This window comes from Streptomyces sp. NBC_01255, assembly GCF_036226445.1.
GTDB lineage: Bacteria > Actinomycetota > Actinomycetes > Streptomycetales > Streptomycetaceae > Streptomyces.
Map to the genome: position 1 here is coordinate 2690396 of NZ_CP108474.1, position 14931 is coordinate 2705326.

At 73.8% G+C, this 14931-nt stretch carries 10 protein-coding genes; 4 read left to right on the top strand and 6 right to left on the bottom strand.

All coding sequences use genetic code 11. From position 1 onward, the window contains the following. The first annotated feature begins 100 nt into the window (after nucleotides 1-100). From OG357_RS11655 to OG357_RS11670, 4 genes are all read left to right on the top strand, one after another. Nucleotides 101-1009 (top strand): TetR/AcrR family transcriptional regulator C-terminal domain-containing protein, encoded by a 909-nt coding sequence (locus OG357_RS11655; RefSeq protein WP_329621080.1) that lies wholly within the window; start codon nucleotides 101-103, stop codon nucleotides 1007-1009. 259 nt (nucleotides 1010-1268) lie between these two features. Next, nucleotides 1269-3308: a M4 family metallopeptidase gene (locus tag OG357_RS11660; RefSeq protein WP_329621081.1), complete on the top strand. Its 2040-nt coding sequence runs from the start codon at nucleotides 1269-1271 to the stop codon at nucleotides 3306-3308. Nucleotides 3309-3427: 119 nt separating this feature from the next. Continuing rightward, a complete protein-coding gene (locus OG357_RS11665) occupies nucleotides 3428-4084 on the top strand; it encodes a response regulator transcription factor (RefSeq protein ID WP_329621082.1) in 657 nt (218 codons plus the stop codon). Beyond that, complete coding sequence (locus OG357_RS11670) at nucleotides 4077-5597, top strand: sensor histidine kinase (protein ID WP_329621083.1); 1521 nt, start codon at nucleotides 4077-4079, stop codon at nucleotides 5595-5597. Before OG357_RS11665 ends, OG357_RS11670 begins: the two co-directional genes overlap by 8 nt. A 6-nt stretch (nucleotides 5598-5603) precedes the next feature. Here the strand turns inward: OG357_RS11670 and glgP are convergent, their stop codons facing one another. The 6 genes from glgP to OG357_RS11700 all read right to left on the bottom strand — a co-directional run bounded on the left by glgP (nucleotide 5604) and on the right by OG357_RS11700 (nucleotide 14894). Next, entirely contained in the window at nucleotides 5604-8159 is a 2556-nt protein-coding gene (glgP, locus tag OG357_RS11675) for an alpha-glucan family phosphorylase (RefSeq protein WP_329621084.1), read from the bottom strand. A gap of 133 nt (nucleotides 8160-8292) precedes the next feature. Further along, nucleotides 8293-9654 (bottom strand): FAD-dependent monooxygenase, encoded by a 1362-nt coding sequence (locus tag OG357_RS11680; RefSeq protein WP_329621085.1) that lies wholly within the window; start codon nucleotides 9652-9654, stop codon nucleotides 8293-8295. Between the two features lie 22 nt (nucleotides 9655-9676). Beyond that, complete coding sequence (locus OG357_RS11685) at nucleotides 9677-10786, bottom strand: monodechloroaminopyrrolnitrin synthase PrnB family protein (RefSeq protein WP_329621086.1); 1110 nt, start codon at nucleotides 10784-10786, stop codon at nucleotides 9677-9679. 92 nt (nucleotides 10787-10878) lie between these two features. Further along, a complete protein-coding gene (locus tag OG357_RS11690) occupies nucleotides 10879-12312 on the bottom strand; it encodes an MFS transporter (protein ID WP_329621087.1) in 1434 nt (477 codons plus the stop codon). Next, nucleotides 12309-13739, bottom strand: coding sequence for a 4-hydroxyphenylacetate 3-hydroxylase family protein (locus OG357_RS11695; protein WP_329621088.1), 1431 nt, complete (start codon nucleotides 13737-13739; stop codon nucleotides 12309-12311). Before OG357_RS11695 ends, OG357_RS11690 begins: the two co-directional genes overlap by 4 nt. Nucleotides 13740-13892: 153 nt before the next feature. After that, complete coding sequence (locus tag OG357_RS11700) at nucleotides 13893-14894, bottom strand: AraC family transcriptional regulator (protein WP_329621089.1); 1002 nt, start codon at nucleotides 14892-14894, stop codon at nucleotides 13893-13895. Between the last annotated feature and the right edge of the window lie 37 nt (nucleotides 14895-14931).

Sequence of the window (14931 nt, forward strand, 5' to 3'; positions counted from 1 at the left end):
GTACGGGGCCACTCCCGCCCTAGTGCACACCGGAAGGAACCCCCAACTCCCCACTTCAACAGGGCGTACACCGTCCCTACCGCACTAGTACACTCGCCCGATGACGACCGAACCGCCCTACCTGGCGATCGCCTCCGAGCTCCGCCGCCGCATCCGGTCCGGCGAGCTGTCACCGGGCGACCGGGTGCCGTCGACGCGGGCGGTCACGCGCGAGTGGGGCGTGGCGATGGCGACGGCCACGAAGGCGCTGGGGGTGCTGCGCCAGGAGGGCTTGGTGCGGCCCGAGCCGGGGGTGGGCACGGTGGTGGTCGCGCAAGGAAAACAGAACGCGACGCCGGACGCGGAGCCTCTGTCCCGGGAGCGACTGGTCGACGCGGCGCTGGAACTGGCGGACGCCGAGGGGCTGAACGCGCTGACGATGCGCCGGGTGGCGACGGTGCTCGGGGTGTCGACGATGACGCTGTACCGCCATGTGCCGGGCAAGGCGGAGCTGGTGCGGCTGATGTCGAACGCGGCCTGCGGCGAGGTGCCGTTGGGGCCGGTGCCGACGGAGTGGCGGGTGGGCCTGGAGCGGGGAGCGCGGTGGCTGCGCGAGGTGTACGCCCGGCACCGGTGGATGGCGCACGCGATGGCCTCGTTCACGCGGCCGATCGCGAGCCCGAACGCGATGGCGTACCTGGAGTGGGTGCTGCGGTCGCTGCGGGGCACTCCGCTGACGGACACGGAGAAGCTCCACGCGCATCTGCTGGTCTTCGCCTACGTCCAGGGGCTGTCGATGGCGGCGGATCTGGAGGAGCAGGCGCGGCAGGACACGGGGATCTCCGACGGCGAGTGGATGGAACAGAATGAGCCACGCTTCGACGCGATCCAGGCGGGTGGGTCGTACCTCGAGCTGAACTCGGTCACGGCCGACGGGGCCTACGGTCTGGACCTCGACGCGCTCTTCGAATTCGGGCTTCAGCGAACGCTGGACGGCATCGCGTCCATGATCGACGAAACGTCCGGTTAACGAACACGGACGTACGGGCAGCGGACGAGTTCCGGCCAACTTCCTGACGCACTCATGACAGGTACCCGTCAGTCCTGTCACTCTCTCCCCGGTTGTTCGTATCGCTGTTCGCCGCTTCACCCGAACGTGCCGCACAGCTCCGTACGCGCTCCACAGCTCGGTACGCGCTCCACAGCTTCGAACGTGCTCCACAGCTCTCCTTGCTCTGCCCGGACGGCCCACCCAGTCCGCCGGTACCCCCCTCGCAAAAGGAGTCTGCGTGAGATCCACGCCCAGCCGTCGCGCCACCGCGACCGGCGCTCTGATCGCTGCCGCCGCCATGCTCGCCGTGAGCGTCCAGACGGGGTCCGCCACCGCGGCCAACGCCCCCGCCGATGGAGCGTCCATCGCCCCCAAGGCCCAGCAGGGCACGTCGGCGAACCCCGGCAAGCTCCCGGCCGACCTCACCCCCGCCGAGCGCACCGCGCTCATCAAGGCGGCCGACGCCGACAAGGCCGCCACGGCCAAGTCCCTCGGCCTCGGCGCCCAGGAGAAGCTGGTCGTCCGTGACGTCGTGCAGGACCGCGACGGCACGACCCACACGCGCTACGAGCGCACCTACGCCGGACTGCCCGTCCTGGGCGGTGACCTGATCGTCGCCGAGTCCAAGGCCGGCGCCACCACCGGTGTCACCAAGTCCTCCGGCGCGGAGCTGAAGAACGTCGACCTCGCGGCCACCCTCGCCCCGGCCGCCGCCGAGAAGCAGGCCATCGGCGCCGCCGCTGCGGACGGCTCCAAGAAGACCGAGGCCGAGCGCGCCCCGCGCAAGGTCGTCTGGATGGCCAAGGGCGCCCCCGTCCTCGCGTACGAGACCGTCGTCGGCGGCCTCCAGCACGACGGCACCCCGAACGAGCTGCACGTCGTGACCGACGCGAAGAGCGGCGCGAAGCTGTACGAGTGGCAGGCGGTGCACACCGGCACCGGCAACACCCAGTACAGCGGCTCGGTGACGCTCGGCACCGCGCCCTCGTACACGCTCACGGACACGACCCGCGGCAACCACAAGACGTACAACCTCAACCGGGGTACGTCCGGCACCGGGACGCTCTTCTCCGGCTCGGACGACGTCTGGGGCGACGGCACCCCGCAGAACCTGGAGACCGCCGGCGCCGACGCGCACTTCGGCGCGGCGCTCACCTGGGACTACTACAAGAACGTGCACGGCCGCTCCGGTATCCGGGGCGACGGCGTCGGCGCGTACTCCCGGGTCCACTACGGCAACGCGTACGTCAACGCCTTCTGGCAGGACTCCTGCTTCTGCATGACGTACGGCGACGGCGCGGCCAACGCCAAGCCGCTCACGTCCATCGACGTGGCCGCGCACGAGATGACGCACGGCCTCACCTCCGTCACCGCCGGCCTGGTCTACAGCGGCGAGTCCGGCGGCCTCAACGAGGCGACCTCGGACATCTTCGCGGCGGCCGTCGAGTTCTACGCCAACAACGCCCAGGACAAGGGCGACTACCTCGTCGGCGAGAAGATCGACATCCGCGGCAACGGCACCCCGCTGCGCTACATGGACAAGCCGAGCAAGGACGGCTCGTCCAAGGACTACTGGTACTCCGGTATCGGCAACGTCGACGTCCACTACTCCTCGGGCCCGGCGAACCACTGGTACTACCTGCTCTCCGAGGGCAGCGGCACCAAGACCGTCAACGGCGTGACCTACGACTCGCCGACCTCCGACGGCCTGCCCGTGACCGGCATAGGCCGGGACAAGGCCTCGCTGATCTGGTTCAAGGCGCTCACCACCAAGTTCAACTCCTCCACCAACTACGCCGGCGCCCGCACGGGCACGGTCGCGGTGGCCACAGAGCTGTACGGCGCCGGCAGCCCCGAGGTTCTCGCCGTCCAGCACGCCTGGGCCGGTGTCAACGTCGGTACCCGCCCCGGCGGCACCGAGCCGCCCACGGGCACGGTCTTCGAGAACGCGGCCGACGTCTCCATCCCGGACAACGGCGCCGCGGTCACCTCGACGGTCAACGTCACCGGCATCGCCGGGAACGCGCCCGCCACCCTCAAGGTGGACGTGGACATCGTCCACACCTACCGCGGTGACCTCGTCGTCGACCTCGTCGCCCCCGACGGCTCGGCCTACAGCCTGAGCAACCGGTCCGGCGGCAGCGCCGACAACATCGTCCAGACCTTCACCGTGAACGCCTCCTCCGAGGTCGCGAACGGCGCCTGGAAGCTCCGCGTCCAGGACAAGGCCTCGATCGACACCGGCTACATCAACAACTTCAAGCTGACGTTCCCGTAACCCGGGACCGTACGGACTGAAGTACCGCGCAGCCTGAAATGACGTGACGGACGCCCGGAGGGAACCTTCCCTCCGGGCGTCCGCGCGTCCGCGTCGCGCGTCTGCCTACCCTGGGGCGCATGATCAGGGTGCTGCTGGCGGACGACGAGACGATGATCAGGGCCGGGGTCCGGGCCATCCTCACCACCGACCCCGGGATCGAGGTGGTCGCCGAGGCCGGCGACGGCCACGAGGCCGTCGAACTCGCGCGCGTGCACCGGCCCGACGTCGCCCTGCTCGACATCCGGATGCCCCGGCTCGACGGGCTCGGCGCCGCCGACGAGCTGCGCAGGACCGTCCCGGACACGGCCGCCGTCATGCTCACCACCTTCTCCGAGGACGCCTACATCGCGCGGGCGCTCGCCCTCGGCATCGGCGGCTTCCTGCTCAAGTCCGGGGACCCGCGCGAACTCATCGCCGGGGTCCGGGCCGTGGCAGGGGGCGGCGCCGCCCTCTCCCCCGCCGTCGCCCGCCGGGTCATCGACACCCTCGGCGGCGAGCGCCTCGGCCGGGCCGCCGCGGCGCGGGCCCGCCTGGAGCCGCTCACCGGCCGCGAGCGGGAGGTCGTCGCCCTCCTCGGCGCCGGGCTCTCCAACCAGGAGATCGCGGACCGCATGTACGTCGTCGAGGGCACCGTCAAGGCGCATGTGAGCGCCGTCCTGGGCCGCCTGGGGCTCCGCAACCGCGTCCAGCTCGCGGTCCTCGCGTACGAGGCGGGTGTGGTCCCCGATGCGTGAGCGGCTCTTCGACCTGGGCCTTTGGCTGCTGCTGTGCGTCCCCGTCCTGCTGAGGTCGGACCCCAACGACGGCGGGAGCTGGCCGCAGGTCGCCGTCGGCGTCGTGGTGCTCGGCGGCTGCGTCGCGATCAGCAGGAGGTGGCCGCTGGCGCCGATCGCCGTCACGGTCGCGGCGAGCCTGCCCGCCACCCTGGAGCTGTTCACCCCCTCGTACAGCCTGGCGCTCATCGCCTTCGGCTATCTCGCGGGGCGCCGCCAGGAGCACACCCGGAGCGCGCTGTGGCTGTTCGGCGCGGTGGCCGCGGTCGGGCTGCTCCTCACCCGGATCACCGCCACCTCGCTCGGCCAGTGGTTCACGCTGCTGCTCGCGCTGGCCCTGGCGATCGTCGCGCCGTGGCTGATCGGCCGGTACGTCCGCCAGTACGACCGGCTCGTGCACAGCGGCTGGGAGCTCGCCGACCGGATGGAGCGCGAGCAGGCGGCCGTCGCCGACCGGGAGCGGCTGCGGGAACGCTCCCGGATCGCGGGCGACATGCACGACTCCCTCGGCCACGACCTGGCCCTGATCGCCGTGCGCGCCGGCGCCCTTGAGGTCGACCCGGCGCTCGGCCCCGACCAGCAGCACGCGGCCGGCGAACTGCGCCGTGCGGCGGCCGACGCGACGGCCCGCCTCCGGGACGTCATCGGCGTCCTGCGCCAGCCCGACGAGGACCCGGCGCCCACGGCCCCGGGCGGCGCACCGGTGGAGGAGCTCGTCTCCCACGCCCGCGCCTCGGGCCTCGCGGTCGCCCTGACGGTGACCGGGAAGGGCCACGAGCCGGACGGGATGGCCGGCTGGGCGCTGCACCGGGTCGTCCAGGAGGCGCTCACCAACGCCGCCAAGCACGCGCCGGGCGGCGCCGTGGACGTCCGGGTCGAGGCCGCTCCAGAGCGCGTCACCGTGAACGTCGAGAGCGGCCCCGGCGCGGCCGGGTCACCGCTCGCCTCGGGCGGCACCGGACTCGTCGGCCTCGACGAGCGCGTCCGGCTCGCGGGCGGGGTCCTCACCCACGGGCCCACGCCCGACGGGGGCTTCGCGGTCCGCGCGACCCTGCCGCGCCGCACGCCCGCCGGCCCTCCGACGTCCTCCCCCGCCGCGCCCACCTCGGCCCGGGAGCTGGACCGTGTCCGCCGCCAGGTCCGCAAGGGTCTCGCCCAGGCCATCTGGATCCCGCTCGCGCTGCTCGCCGCGCTCGGCCTCCTCATGGCCGGGGTCGCCCTGTGGACCCAGCACCAGTCGTATCTGGAACCGGACGACTACGACCACATGCGGATCGGCCAGACCCTCACCGCCATCACCGACGCCGAGGACCTGCCCGACCACCCGCTGGACGGCCCGCCGAAGGGAGTTCCGACGGAGCCGCCCGGCATGGACGAGTGCCGGTACTACCGCTCCACGCTGCTCGCCGCGGTCCCGGTGTACCGGCTCTGCTTCGTCGACGGGCACCTCGCCGACAAGGCCGAGGTGCGCTGACACCGCCTACCGCAGCAGCACGCCCGCGCCCTCCCCCGCCGTCTCCTCCGGCAGGGCCACGAGCCCCGGTTCGGCCGGGTGGGCGAGGAGCGGGTGGGCGGGCAGGACGCGGACCGTGCAGCCGAAGGAGCCGGTCCGGTCGAGCTCCAGGGTGCCCGCGTACGGCTGCCGTCCGTCCAGGTCCGGGCCGCCGGCCGGCTTCAGGGTGGCGGTACGGGTGTCCGCGAGGGTGTCGTCGGCGTCGACCCGTCCCGTGACGGCCTGCACCTCGACGTCGTCGGGGCTCAGCGCACCGAGGGCCACGCGGACGCGGACGACCGGGGTCGAGCCGAGCTCCGCGTCCGCCAGGTCGTCCGCGAGCCCGTCGCCGACCTCGACGTGGTCGACGGACACCTTGGGCCAGGCCTCCCTGGCCCGGGCCTTCCAGGCGGCGAGGTCCCGTGCCCGGTCCGGGGTGAGCGCCCGGCGGGCGTCGGCGGCGGGGACGTAGAGCCGCTCGACGTACTCGCGGACCATCCGGTCGGCAAGCACCTTCGGGCCGAGGTCGGCGAGGGTGCGCCGGACCATCGCCGTCCAGCCGGCCGGCACTCCGTCGGGGCCCCGGTCGTAGAAGCGGGGGGCGACCCGGCGTTCGATCAGCTCGTAGAGGGCGGCGGCCTCCAGGTCGTCGCGGCGGTCCTCGTCGGCGGCGGCCGCGCCGTCGGCGGTGGGGATGGCCCAGCCGAAGTCGGGCTCGAACCACTCGTCCCACCAGCCGTCGAGGACGGAGAGGTTGAGGCAGCCGTTGAGGGCGGCCTTCATGCCGCTGGTGCCACAGGCCTCCAGGGGGCGCAGGGGGTTGTTGAGCCAGACGTCGCAGCCGGGGTAGAGGCCGCGGGCCATCTCCATGCCGTAGTCGGGCAGGAAGACGATCCGGTGCCGGACCCGGGGGTCGTCGGCGAAGCGGACCAGCTCCTGCACGAGCCGCTTCCCGCCGTCGTCGGCGGGGTGCGCCTTGCCGGCGACGACGAGCTGCACGGGCCGCTCGGGGTGGAGCAGCAGGGCGCGCAGCCGGTCCTTGTCCCGGAGCATGAGCGTGAGCCGCTTGTACGAGGGGACGCGGCGGGCGAAGCCGATGGTGAGGACGTCGGGGTCGAGGACGGAGTCGGTCCAGCCGAGTTCGGCGGCTGCCGCGCCCCGCTGCCGCCAGGAGGCCCGGAGCCGTTCCCGCACGTCGGTCACGAGCCGTTCGCGCAGGGTGCGGCGCAGCTCCCACAGTTCCCGGTCGTCGGCGTCGGGGCCGAGCCGGCCGACCTCGGGGGCGACCCAGGTGGGGGCGTGGACGCCGTTGGTGATGGAGGTGATCGGCACCTCGTCGGCGTCGAAGCCCGGCCAGAGCCCGGCGAACATGGCCCGGCTGACGGCCCCGTGGAGGGTGGAGACGCCGTTGGCGCGCTGGGCGAGGCGCAGCCCCATGGCGGCCATGTTGAAGACGCCGGGGTCGCCGCCGAGCGGGGTCTCGTCGCCGAGGGCGAGGACGCGCCCGGTGTCGACGCCGGGGAGCGCGCCGTCCTGGCCGAGGTGGCGGGCGATCAGGCTCCGGTCGAAGCGGTCGATGCCGGCCGGGACGGGGGTGTGGGTGGTGAAGACGGTGCCGGCCCTGACGGTCTCCAGGGCGCTGTCGAAGTCGAGCCCCTCCCCCTGGAGTTCGCGGATGCGTTCGAGGCCGAGGAGACCGGCGTGGCCCTCGTTGGTGTGGAAGACCTCGGGGTCGGGGGTGCCGGTGAGGCGGGTGTACGTACGGACGGCGCGGACGCCGCCGATGCCGAGGAGCATCTCCTGGAGGAGCCGGTGCTCGCTGCCGCCGCCGTACAGCCGGTCGGTGACGCTCCGTTCGCCGGGGGCGTTCTCCTCGACGTCGGAGTCGAGCATGAGCAGCGGGACGCGACCGACCTGGGCGATCCAGATGTGGGCGTGCAGGCTGCGCCCGCCGGGCAGCGCGAGGGTGACCCGGGCGGGGGCGCCGTCGGCCTCGCGGAGGAGGGTGACCGGCAGCTCGCCGGGGTCGAGGACGGGGTACTGCTCCTGCTGCCAGCCGTCGCGGCCGAGGGACTGCCGGAAGTAGCCATGGCGGTAGAGCAGGCCGACGCCGACGAGAGGGACGCCGAGGTCGCTGGCGGACTTGAGGTGGTCCCCGGCGAGGATGCCGAGGCCGCCGGAGTACTGGGGCAGGGCCGCGGCGACGCCGAACTCGGGCGAGAAGTACGCGACGGCCGCCGGTGGCCGGCCCGGCTGCCCCTGGTACCAGCGGGGGGCGCGCAGATAGGTGTCGAGGTCCTCGGCGGCGGCGGTCAGCCGGGCCAGGAAGTCCCGGTCGGCGGCGAGCGCGGCGAGCCGGGGGGCTTCGAGGGCGCCGAGGATCCTGACGGGGTCGGTGCCGGTCCGGCTCTCCGGGGCGAGGGAGTCGAAGAGCGCGCGGGTGGGTTCGTGCCAGGACCAGCGCAGGTTGTGCGCGAGGTCGGCGAGGGGTCGAAGGGTGTCGGGGAGGACGGGACGCACGGTGAATCGACGGATTGCCTTCACGTTGTCCACCTTCGCAGGCGAGTACGGAGCGGAGCGGACGCACCACGCTGTGCGTCCGGCGTGCCGCTCCGACGTTAGGACACGGCGGCGCGCCGGACCACGGCGCACGGGGGGCGGGTCGGCGCGGCGCGCGTCAGCCGATGACGGGGAGCGGTACCTCGTACGGGGAACCCTGGTTGACCGTGTCCGGGTCGAAGGCGCCCGTGGCGGCGTACCGCCGGGCGACGGCGGCGAGTTCCTCGGCCGGGACGACGTCGTGGATGTCGGTGAAGCCGTGCGGGGCGCGCTCGTGGGCGAGCTTGATGACGGCCTCGGGGCCGAGCCGGCGGTTGGCGCGCTGGAGCGCGGTCATGGCGGGCCGGCGTTCGCGCTCGTACGCGGCGAGGCCCTCGGCCGGGTCGTCGTGGCGGGCCAGCGCGTGGGCGAGGGCGCGGGCGTCGACGATCGACTGGGTGGCTCCGTTGGAGCCGGTCGGGTACATGGCGTGGGCCGCGTCGCCGACGAGGGTGGTACGGCCGTGGGTCCAGCGGTCCAGGGGCTCGCGGTCGACCATCGGGTACTCGTGCGCGGAGTCGGCGGCCCGCAGGATGTCGGGGACGCTGACGCCGTCGAACTCCCAGCCCTCGTAGAAGCGGAGAAACGTTTCCACGGGGACGGAACGGTCCCAGTCGCCCCGCTTCCCCTCCCCCTCGCAGTCCGACCCGCGGCCGGCCTCCGCCGGGCGGGCCAGCGCCCAGTTCACGAGGACCTCCCGCCCCGGCCCCGTCGGCCGGCTCATCGGGTACACCACGGCCTTCTGCCGGTCGTCGCCCGCGATGAGCATGAACGACCCCACCGCCCGCGCCGGCATCCGGGACACCCCCCGCCACACCAGCATCCCGTTCCACGGCGGCCCGCCCTCACCCGGATACAGCGCCGCCCGCACCGCCGACCTGATGCCGTCCGCGCCCACCAGCACGTCCGGTTCGAGCGAGGCCCGGCCCCGGACGGCCCCCGACCGGTGCTCCAGGCGCAGCCGCGGCCGCCCGTCCGGCAGCGGCTCCACGCCGCTCACCCGGACCCCGGTCACCAGTGCCGCCGCGCCGAGCCGGGCCCGGACCGCGCCGGCGAGGACCTGCTGGAGGTGCCCGCGGTGCACGGACAGCTGCGGCCAGCGGTAGCCCGCGCCCAGGCCGCGCGGCTCGCGGGATATCAGCCCGCCCGAGCGGTGGTAGTAGCGCAGCTCGCGGGTGCGCAGGGCGCCCGGTTCCAGCGCGTCGAGCAGGCCGAGGGCGTCCAGTTCGCGGACCGCGTTCGGCAGCAGGTTGAGCCCGGCACCCACCGGGCGGATCGCGGCCGCCGCCTCGACGACCGTGACCCGCTCGAATCCGGCGGCGTGCAGGGAGAGGGCGGTGGTGAGCCCGGCGATGCCACCGCCGGCGATCACGACGTGCGGGCTCCGCCCGTAAAGGGAGGAAGCCAGGGAGGAAGCCAGGGAGGGGGCATGGAGGTTCATCGACTGCTCCTTCGCGTCGCCGCTACGCGACCGCGGGCCCGACAGGGGCCCCGGCGGGACGGCGCCGCACGGTCGCGCGGCGCACCATGGTCTCGTTCTCCCTGGTCAGGTCCAGGATCGCGCGCAGCAGCACGATCGGGGCGCCGCCGCTGCCCTCCTCGTACAGGCGCACGTCGTCGCTGTAGGCCTTGCGGGCGATGCCGAGGTGGCGGGCCCGGAACGTCTTGAGGATCCGTAACACCCGCCCGAGCGCGGCCGCCGAGGCCACGAGTTCGGGCGGCAGCCGGTCCGCCCTCTCCCAGCTCACCGCGGCCGACAGCTTGCTCACCGCCGACACCCCGCCCCGGTGGACGGCATGGAACTCCCGCCAGGACGGCAGCGCGTACGGCAGGGACTCGGCCAGGAAGTGTTCGTAGGCGGCGTCGGAGCGGTCGCACTGCCACAGCGTCAGATCGACGAGCCACAGCGGGACCTGCGCGGCGGCCGGCCCCAGGTAGTCGCGGCCCCCGACCTCGACCTCTTCGAAGTACGGCCGCAGGGTCACCGCGAAGTACTCCGGCGAGACCTGCGCGACCGTGAGGTCGATCGCTTCCACCATCGCCCGTACGTGGCAGGCGATCCGGTCCAGGGCGGCGGCGAAACCGGGGTCGTACGGTTCGAGCCGGGCGACCCGGGAGCAGTCGTCGACCGCCGCGACAAGACCCGGGAAGACCATGCGGACCGCCTCCTGGAGCCGGGCCTCGGCCGGATGGCCGGTGTACGAGCGGCGGCGGCGCCCGAGCGGGTTCCAGGTCGTGTAGTGGTGGACGGTGTCCCGGGGCACCATGTCCGTCCGGCGGCCGAGGAGTTCGAGGACCGGAAGCACCTCGGGGACGGCGACGAGGGGCTGCACCCCGTGGCGTTTCAGCGAGCCGAGCAGGATGCCGAGGTCCCGCATCGCGGCCAGCGCGGCCCCGACGCACCACTGCGCGGCCCGGTCCGGATCGGGGACCAGGGCGCGCAGGGCGACGGTCAGGGCGGCGGTGTCGGCCCGGGCGTTCATCGCGGGCACCGCGGCGAGCAGGGCGTCGGCGCCCAGCGGGTCGGCGGCACGTATGTCCTCGGTCCGATGGCGCGGGTCGTCGCCAAGCACAGAACTGTCCCTTCTTCGGGGCTCGGTCAGCCGGAGGAACACGGCTCACCCGCCAGGTGGTCGTGGGCATCGTTCACGTCAGACACGGGTCGTCAGCGAGGGTCCGGCACCCGGGCGTCCTTCCGAGACGGGGCCGGCTCCGGAAGGTGGAGGCGTACGGAGAGCAGGGCGGCCAGGGCGGCGAAGGCGGCGCCGGTGAGCAGCGCGGCCCGGAAGCCCGCCGTCTCCGCGACGGCGCGGGCGGCATCGTGGGCCTCGGTATGGGAGGTGGCGACGGCCACCAGGACGGCGAGGCCGAGGACGGAGCCGAACTGCTGGCTGGTGTTGACGAGTCCGGAGGCGAGTCCGGTCTCCTCGGGGGCGGCCTCGGCCGTGGCGGCCACGTTGGTGGTGACGATGACGAGCGGCAGGGCGGCGCCGATCAGCAGGCTGGGCGCGAGGACCGTGGTCGCGAAGGTGCCGTCGGCGGTGAGCGCGAGGGCCAGCCAGAGGGTCCCGGCGCAGAGCAGGACGAAGCCGAGGGTCATGGCCCGGTGCAGGCCGAGCCGGAAGATGAGCCGGCCGGTCTGCGGGGCGACCGCGACGACGACGAGCGAGAGCGGCAGCAGGCCGAGGCCGCCGCCGAGGGGCGCGTACCCGAGGACGCTCTGGAGGTAGAGGCTGACCAGGAAGAACATCGGGAACAGGGTGGTCTGGGCGAGCGCGGCCAGGATGTTGGCGAGGCGGAGCGCGGGGCGGCCGAGGACCTGGGGCGGGACGAGCGGGGCGGCGGCGCGGGTCTCGACGGCGGCGAAGGCGAGCAGCAGCGCGAGTCCGGCTCCGCCGGCTGCGAGGGTACGGGCGGAGGTCCAGCCGGACTCGGCCCCGCCGACGAGCGCGTAGGCGACGAGTCCGAGCCCGGCGGTCGCGGTGAACGCCCCGGCGAGGTCGAAGCCGCCGGTCCGGAAGCGGCCGGCGCGGTCGTCGAGGAGCCGGAGCGCGAGGCCGGCGAGGACGGCCGCGAGGAGGACGTTCAGCCAGAACGTGGAGCGCCAGCCGAGGAGGTCGGTGAGGGCGCCGCCGAGGACCGTGCCGAGGACGCCGCCGAGGCCGCCCATCGCGGCGAAGGCGCCGAGCGCCTTGTGCCGGGCGGGGCCGTCGGGGAAGAGCAGGAGCAGCAGGGCGAAGGCGGAGGCCGCGGCGAGGGCGGCGCCGACGCCCTGGGCGGCGCGGGCGGCGACGAGCGCGGCGGCGCCGGGCGCGAGCCCGCCGGCGGCGGAGGCGGCGGCGAGGAGGGCGAGTCCGGCGAGGAAGACCCGCCGGTGGCCGAGGAGGTCGGCGACGCGTCCGCCGAGCAGGAGGAGTCCGCCGAAGGTGATCAGGTAGGCGTTGGCGACCCAGGAGAGGCCGGCGGAGCCGGAGCCGAGGTCCGCGCCGACGGAGGGCAGGGCGACGTTGACGATCGCGGTGTCCATGATCAGGAGCAGCTGGGTGGAGGCGAGCAGCGCGAGTGCCCCGCGCCGCGGCCCCGGTGGTGGTGTCGTCACCGGGTCGTCCCCAGGTCGTAGCCGTCCAGGCAGTCCTGGGCGAGCCGCTCGCACTGCTCGGCGGCGCCGGCCCAGGTCTGCATGGTCAGGTAGACGTGCGGGGCTCCGTGGTAGAAGCGCTCGTACTGCTCGTGGCGGCCGGCGAACTCGGAACCGAGCGCGTCCCAGGCGAGCTTGAGGAGTTTGAGGCGGTCCTCGGCGGGGTGGCCCGGGGCGCGGAAGTACTGCCGGACCAGCGGGCCGAGTTCGGGGTGGAGGAGGTCCCGGCCGCTCGCGGGGAGCTGGACGAGGGCGCCGCCCGCGAGGAGCTTGATGTCCTGGAGGGCCCGCGGGTAGAGCTCACCGGCCATGATCCGCTGGGCGAAGGAGATCTCCTGGCCCGGCCGGACGCCGCCGCGGCCCTCGTCGACCTCCTCGTACGAGGCTTCGGCGGCGAGGACGAAGGCCTTGGCCTGGGCGACCATGCCGAGGAGCCGGCCGAGGGCCTGGGTGACGGGCGGCAGCTTCTCCGTGCCGTGGGAGCGGGCGACGAGGATCGCGAGGCCGGTGAGGAACTCCAGCTTCGTCCAGAAGCGGGTGGCGGACTGGTGGACGAAGTTCAGGTAGGCGGGGGTCCGCCACCAGATGGCGCCGGTGGCGGCCGGGTCCCGGTAGGTGAGGACCCGTTCCCAGGGCACGAACACGTCCTCGCAGACGAGCATCGCGTCGTTCTCGTCGTACCGGGAGGAGAGCGGGTGGTCGAACACGGAGCGGGAGCGCGCCTCGTAGGAGGTGCGGGAGATCAGTTTGAGGCCGGGGGTGTCGAGCCGTAAGGAGAACGTCACGGCGTGCTCGGTGTCGTCGTCGGCCAGCGGTTCGATGGTGCCGACGAGGATCTCGTCGGCGAAGACGGCGCCGGTGCCGATGGTCTTGGCGCCGCGGACGACGATCCCGCCGTCCCGCTCCCCGACGATCCGGAGCGTGAGGTCGTCCTCGCCGCGGCCCGAGGCCGGGTTGGTGAGGGTGAAGGCGGCATGGAGGTCGCCCTCGGCGAGCCGGCGGTGGAAGGCGAGGGCGTGCTCCGCGCCGTCGAAGGTGTCGCCGGTGAAGACGGCGGGCGCGGCGGCGAACCCGGCCGCGCCGGCGGCCATGTAGTCGGGGGTGCGGCCGAGGAAGCCGTAGCTCGCCTCGGCCGTCGTCCGGAAGGCCCGGCGGCGGGCCACCAGGTCCTCGTAGGAGCGGGGCACGGCGTAGGCGCGCCGCACCCCGCCCTGGACGAGGACGGGGTGGTGCACGGGATCGTCGGCGAGGTCGTACAGACCGGCGAAGGAGGCCGCGGAGGCCCGGAACGCGGGGTGCGCGGTGACGTCCTTGACGCGCTCCCCGTCGAGCCAGATCTCGCGCCCGTCCCGCAGCGCCTCCAGATACTCCTGCCCGGACCTCGTCACCGGTCGCTCGCCTCTCCTCGGGGTGTCACGGCTCTGCCGTCCCGAGCCTGTCCGGCGAGGAGCGTCCGGGCAATGAACGTCCGTCCAGGGGTCCTTATGAACCGTCCAGGCCCGGCGCGCCGCCTGGACAGCTCTCGGGACGACCCGCCCGGATCAGGCGGCGCTGACGGCCCCCGCGCGGTACTCGCCCGGCGTCACCCCGAACCACTTGCGGAAGGCGAGGTGGAAGCCGACGGCGCTCTGGTAGCCGATGCGGGCGGGCAGCGCCGACTGCGGGAGCGACGTCTCGGAGAGGAGCCGTACGGCCTCCTGCATGCGGCGGGCGGCGAGGTAGCGGGCCGGGGACTCGCCGACGAGCTCGCGGAAGGCGGCGGTGAACGCGGAGCGGGACATGCCGACCTCCCGGGCGAGGGAGTCGATCGTCCAGGGCTCGGCGAACCGGGTCGCCATCATCACCACCGCCCGGCTGATGCCGGGGTGCCGCAGCAGGGGCAGCGAGGCGGGGTTGCCGGCGAGTTCGCGCAGCAGCGGGCGGAGCGCGAGGACGAGCGCCATCTCGAAGGCCCGCAGGGTGATGAGCCGGTCGCCGGGGCCGACGGGCCGGTCGGGTGCGGCGAGCAGCCGGAGGGTGTCGCGGAGCAGCGGCTCGCGGTCGACCTGGGCGCCGTCGAGGACGAGGGCCCAGGGCAGCGAGGTGTAGAGGCCGGTGGCGGCGCTGGCGTCGTAGTGGAGTCCGGCGCAGAGCAGCCGGGCCTCGGGGCCCGTGCCCTCGATGACGATCTCGCCGGAGGTGCCGGGCTGCCGTTCGGGCAGGACGGCCTTGAGCGGGACGCCTTGGCGCTCGGGCCGGTCGGAGAGGCGGTGCGCGGTGCCGGTGGGGAAGACGACGAGATCTCCGGCGTGCAGTTCGAGGGAGGCCTCCCCGTCGGTGGTGATCCAGCAGTCGCCCTCGACGACGTAGTGGAGGACGGCGCAGCTGCGCTCGGCGTCGCCCTCGATGGCCCAGGGGGCGCGGACGTGCCAGCGGCTGTCGAAGACTCCGGTGAGCCGGAGGGGTTTCAGTAATTCGCTCAGCAGGTCCTCGTGCTCGGCACCGCGCGAGTGCTGGTCGCGCTGATCGCGGTGGTCGTGACGGTCGGTTCCCACGGTATCCATGGACGATCCTTCAACTTCCGCCCCGGTTTGTTAATTG

What these genes read in the sequence shown, in the direction of transcription:
- OG357_RS11680 (WP_329621085.1), bottom strand. Translation starts at nt 9,654, where the DNA reads ATGAACCTCCATGCCCCCTCCCTGGCTTCCTCCCTGGCTTCCTCCCTT.
- OG357_RS11655 (WP_329621080.1), top strand. Translation starts at nt 101, where the DNA reads ATGACGACCGAACCGCCCTACCTGGCGATCGCCTCCGAGCTCCGCCGC.
- OG357_RS11665 (WP_329621082.1), top strand. Translation starts at nt 3,428, where the DNA reads ATGATCAGGGTGCTGCTGGCGGACGACGAGACGATGATCAGGGCCGGG.
- OG357_RS11670 (WP_329621083.1), top strand. Translation starts at nt 4,077, where the DNA reads ATGCGTGAGCGGCTCTTCGACCTGGGCCTTTGGCTGCTGCTGTGCGTC.
- OG357_RS11700 (WP_329621089.1), bottom strand. Translation starts at nt 14,894, where the DNA reads ATGGATACCGTGGGAACCGACCGTCACGACCACCGCGATCAGCGCGAC.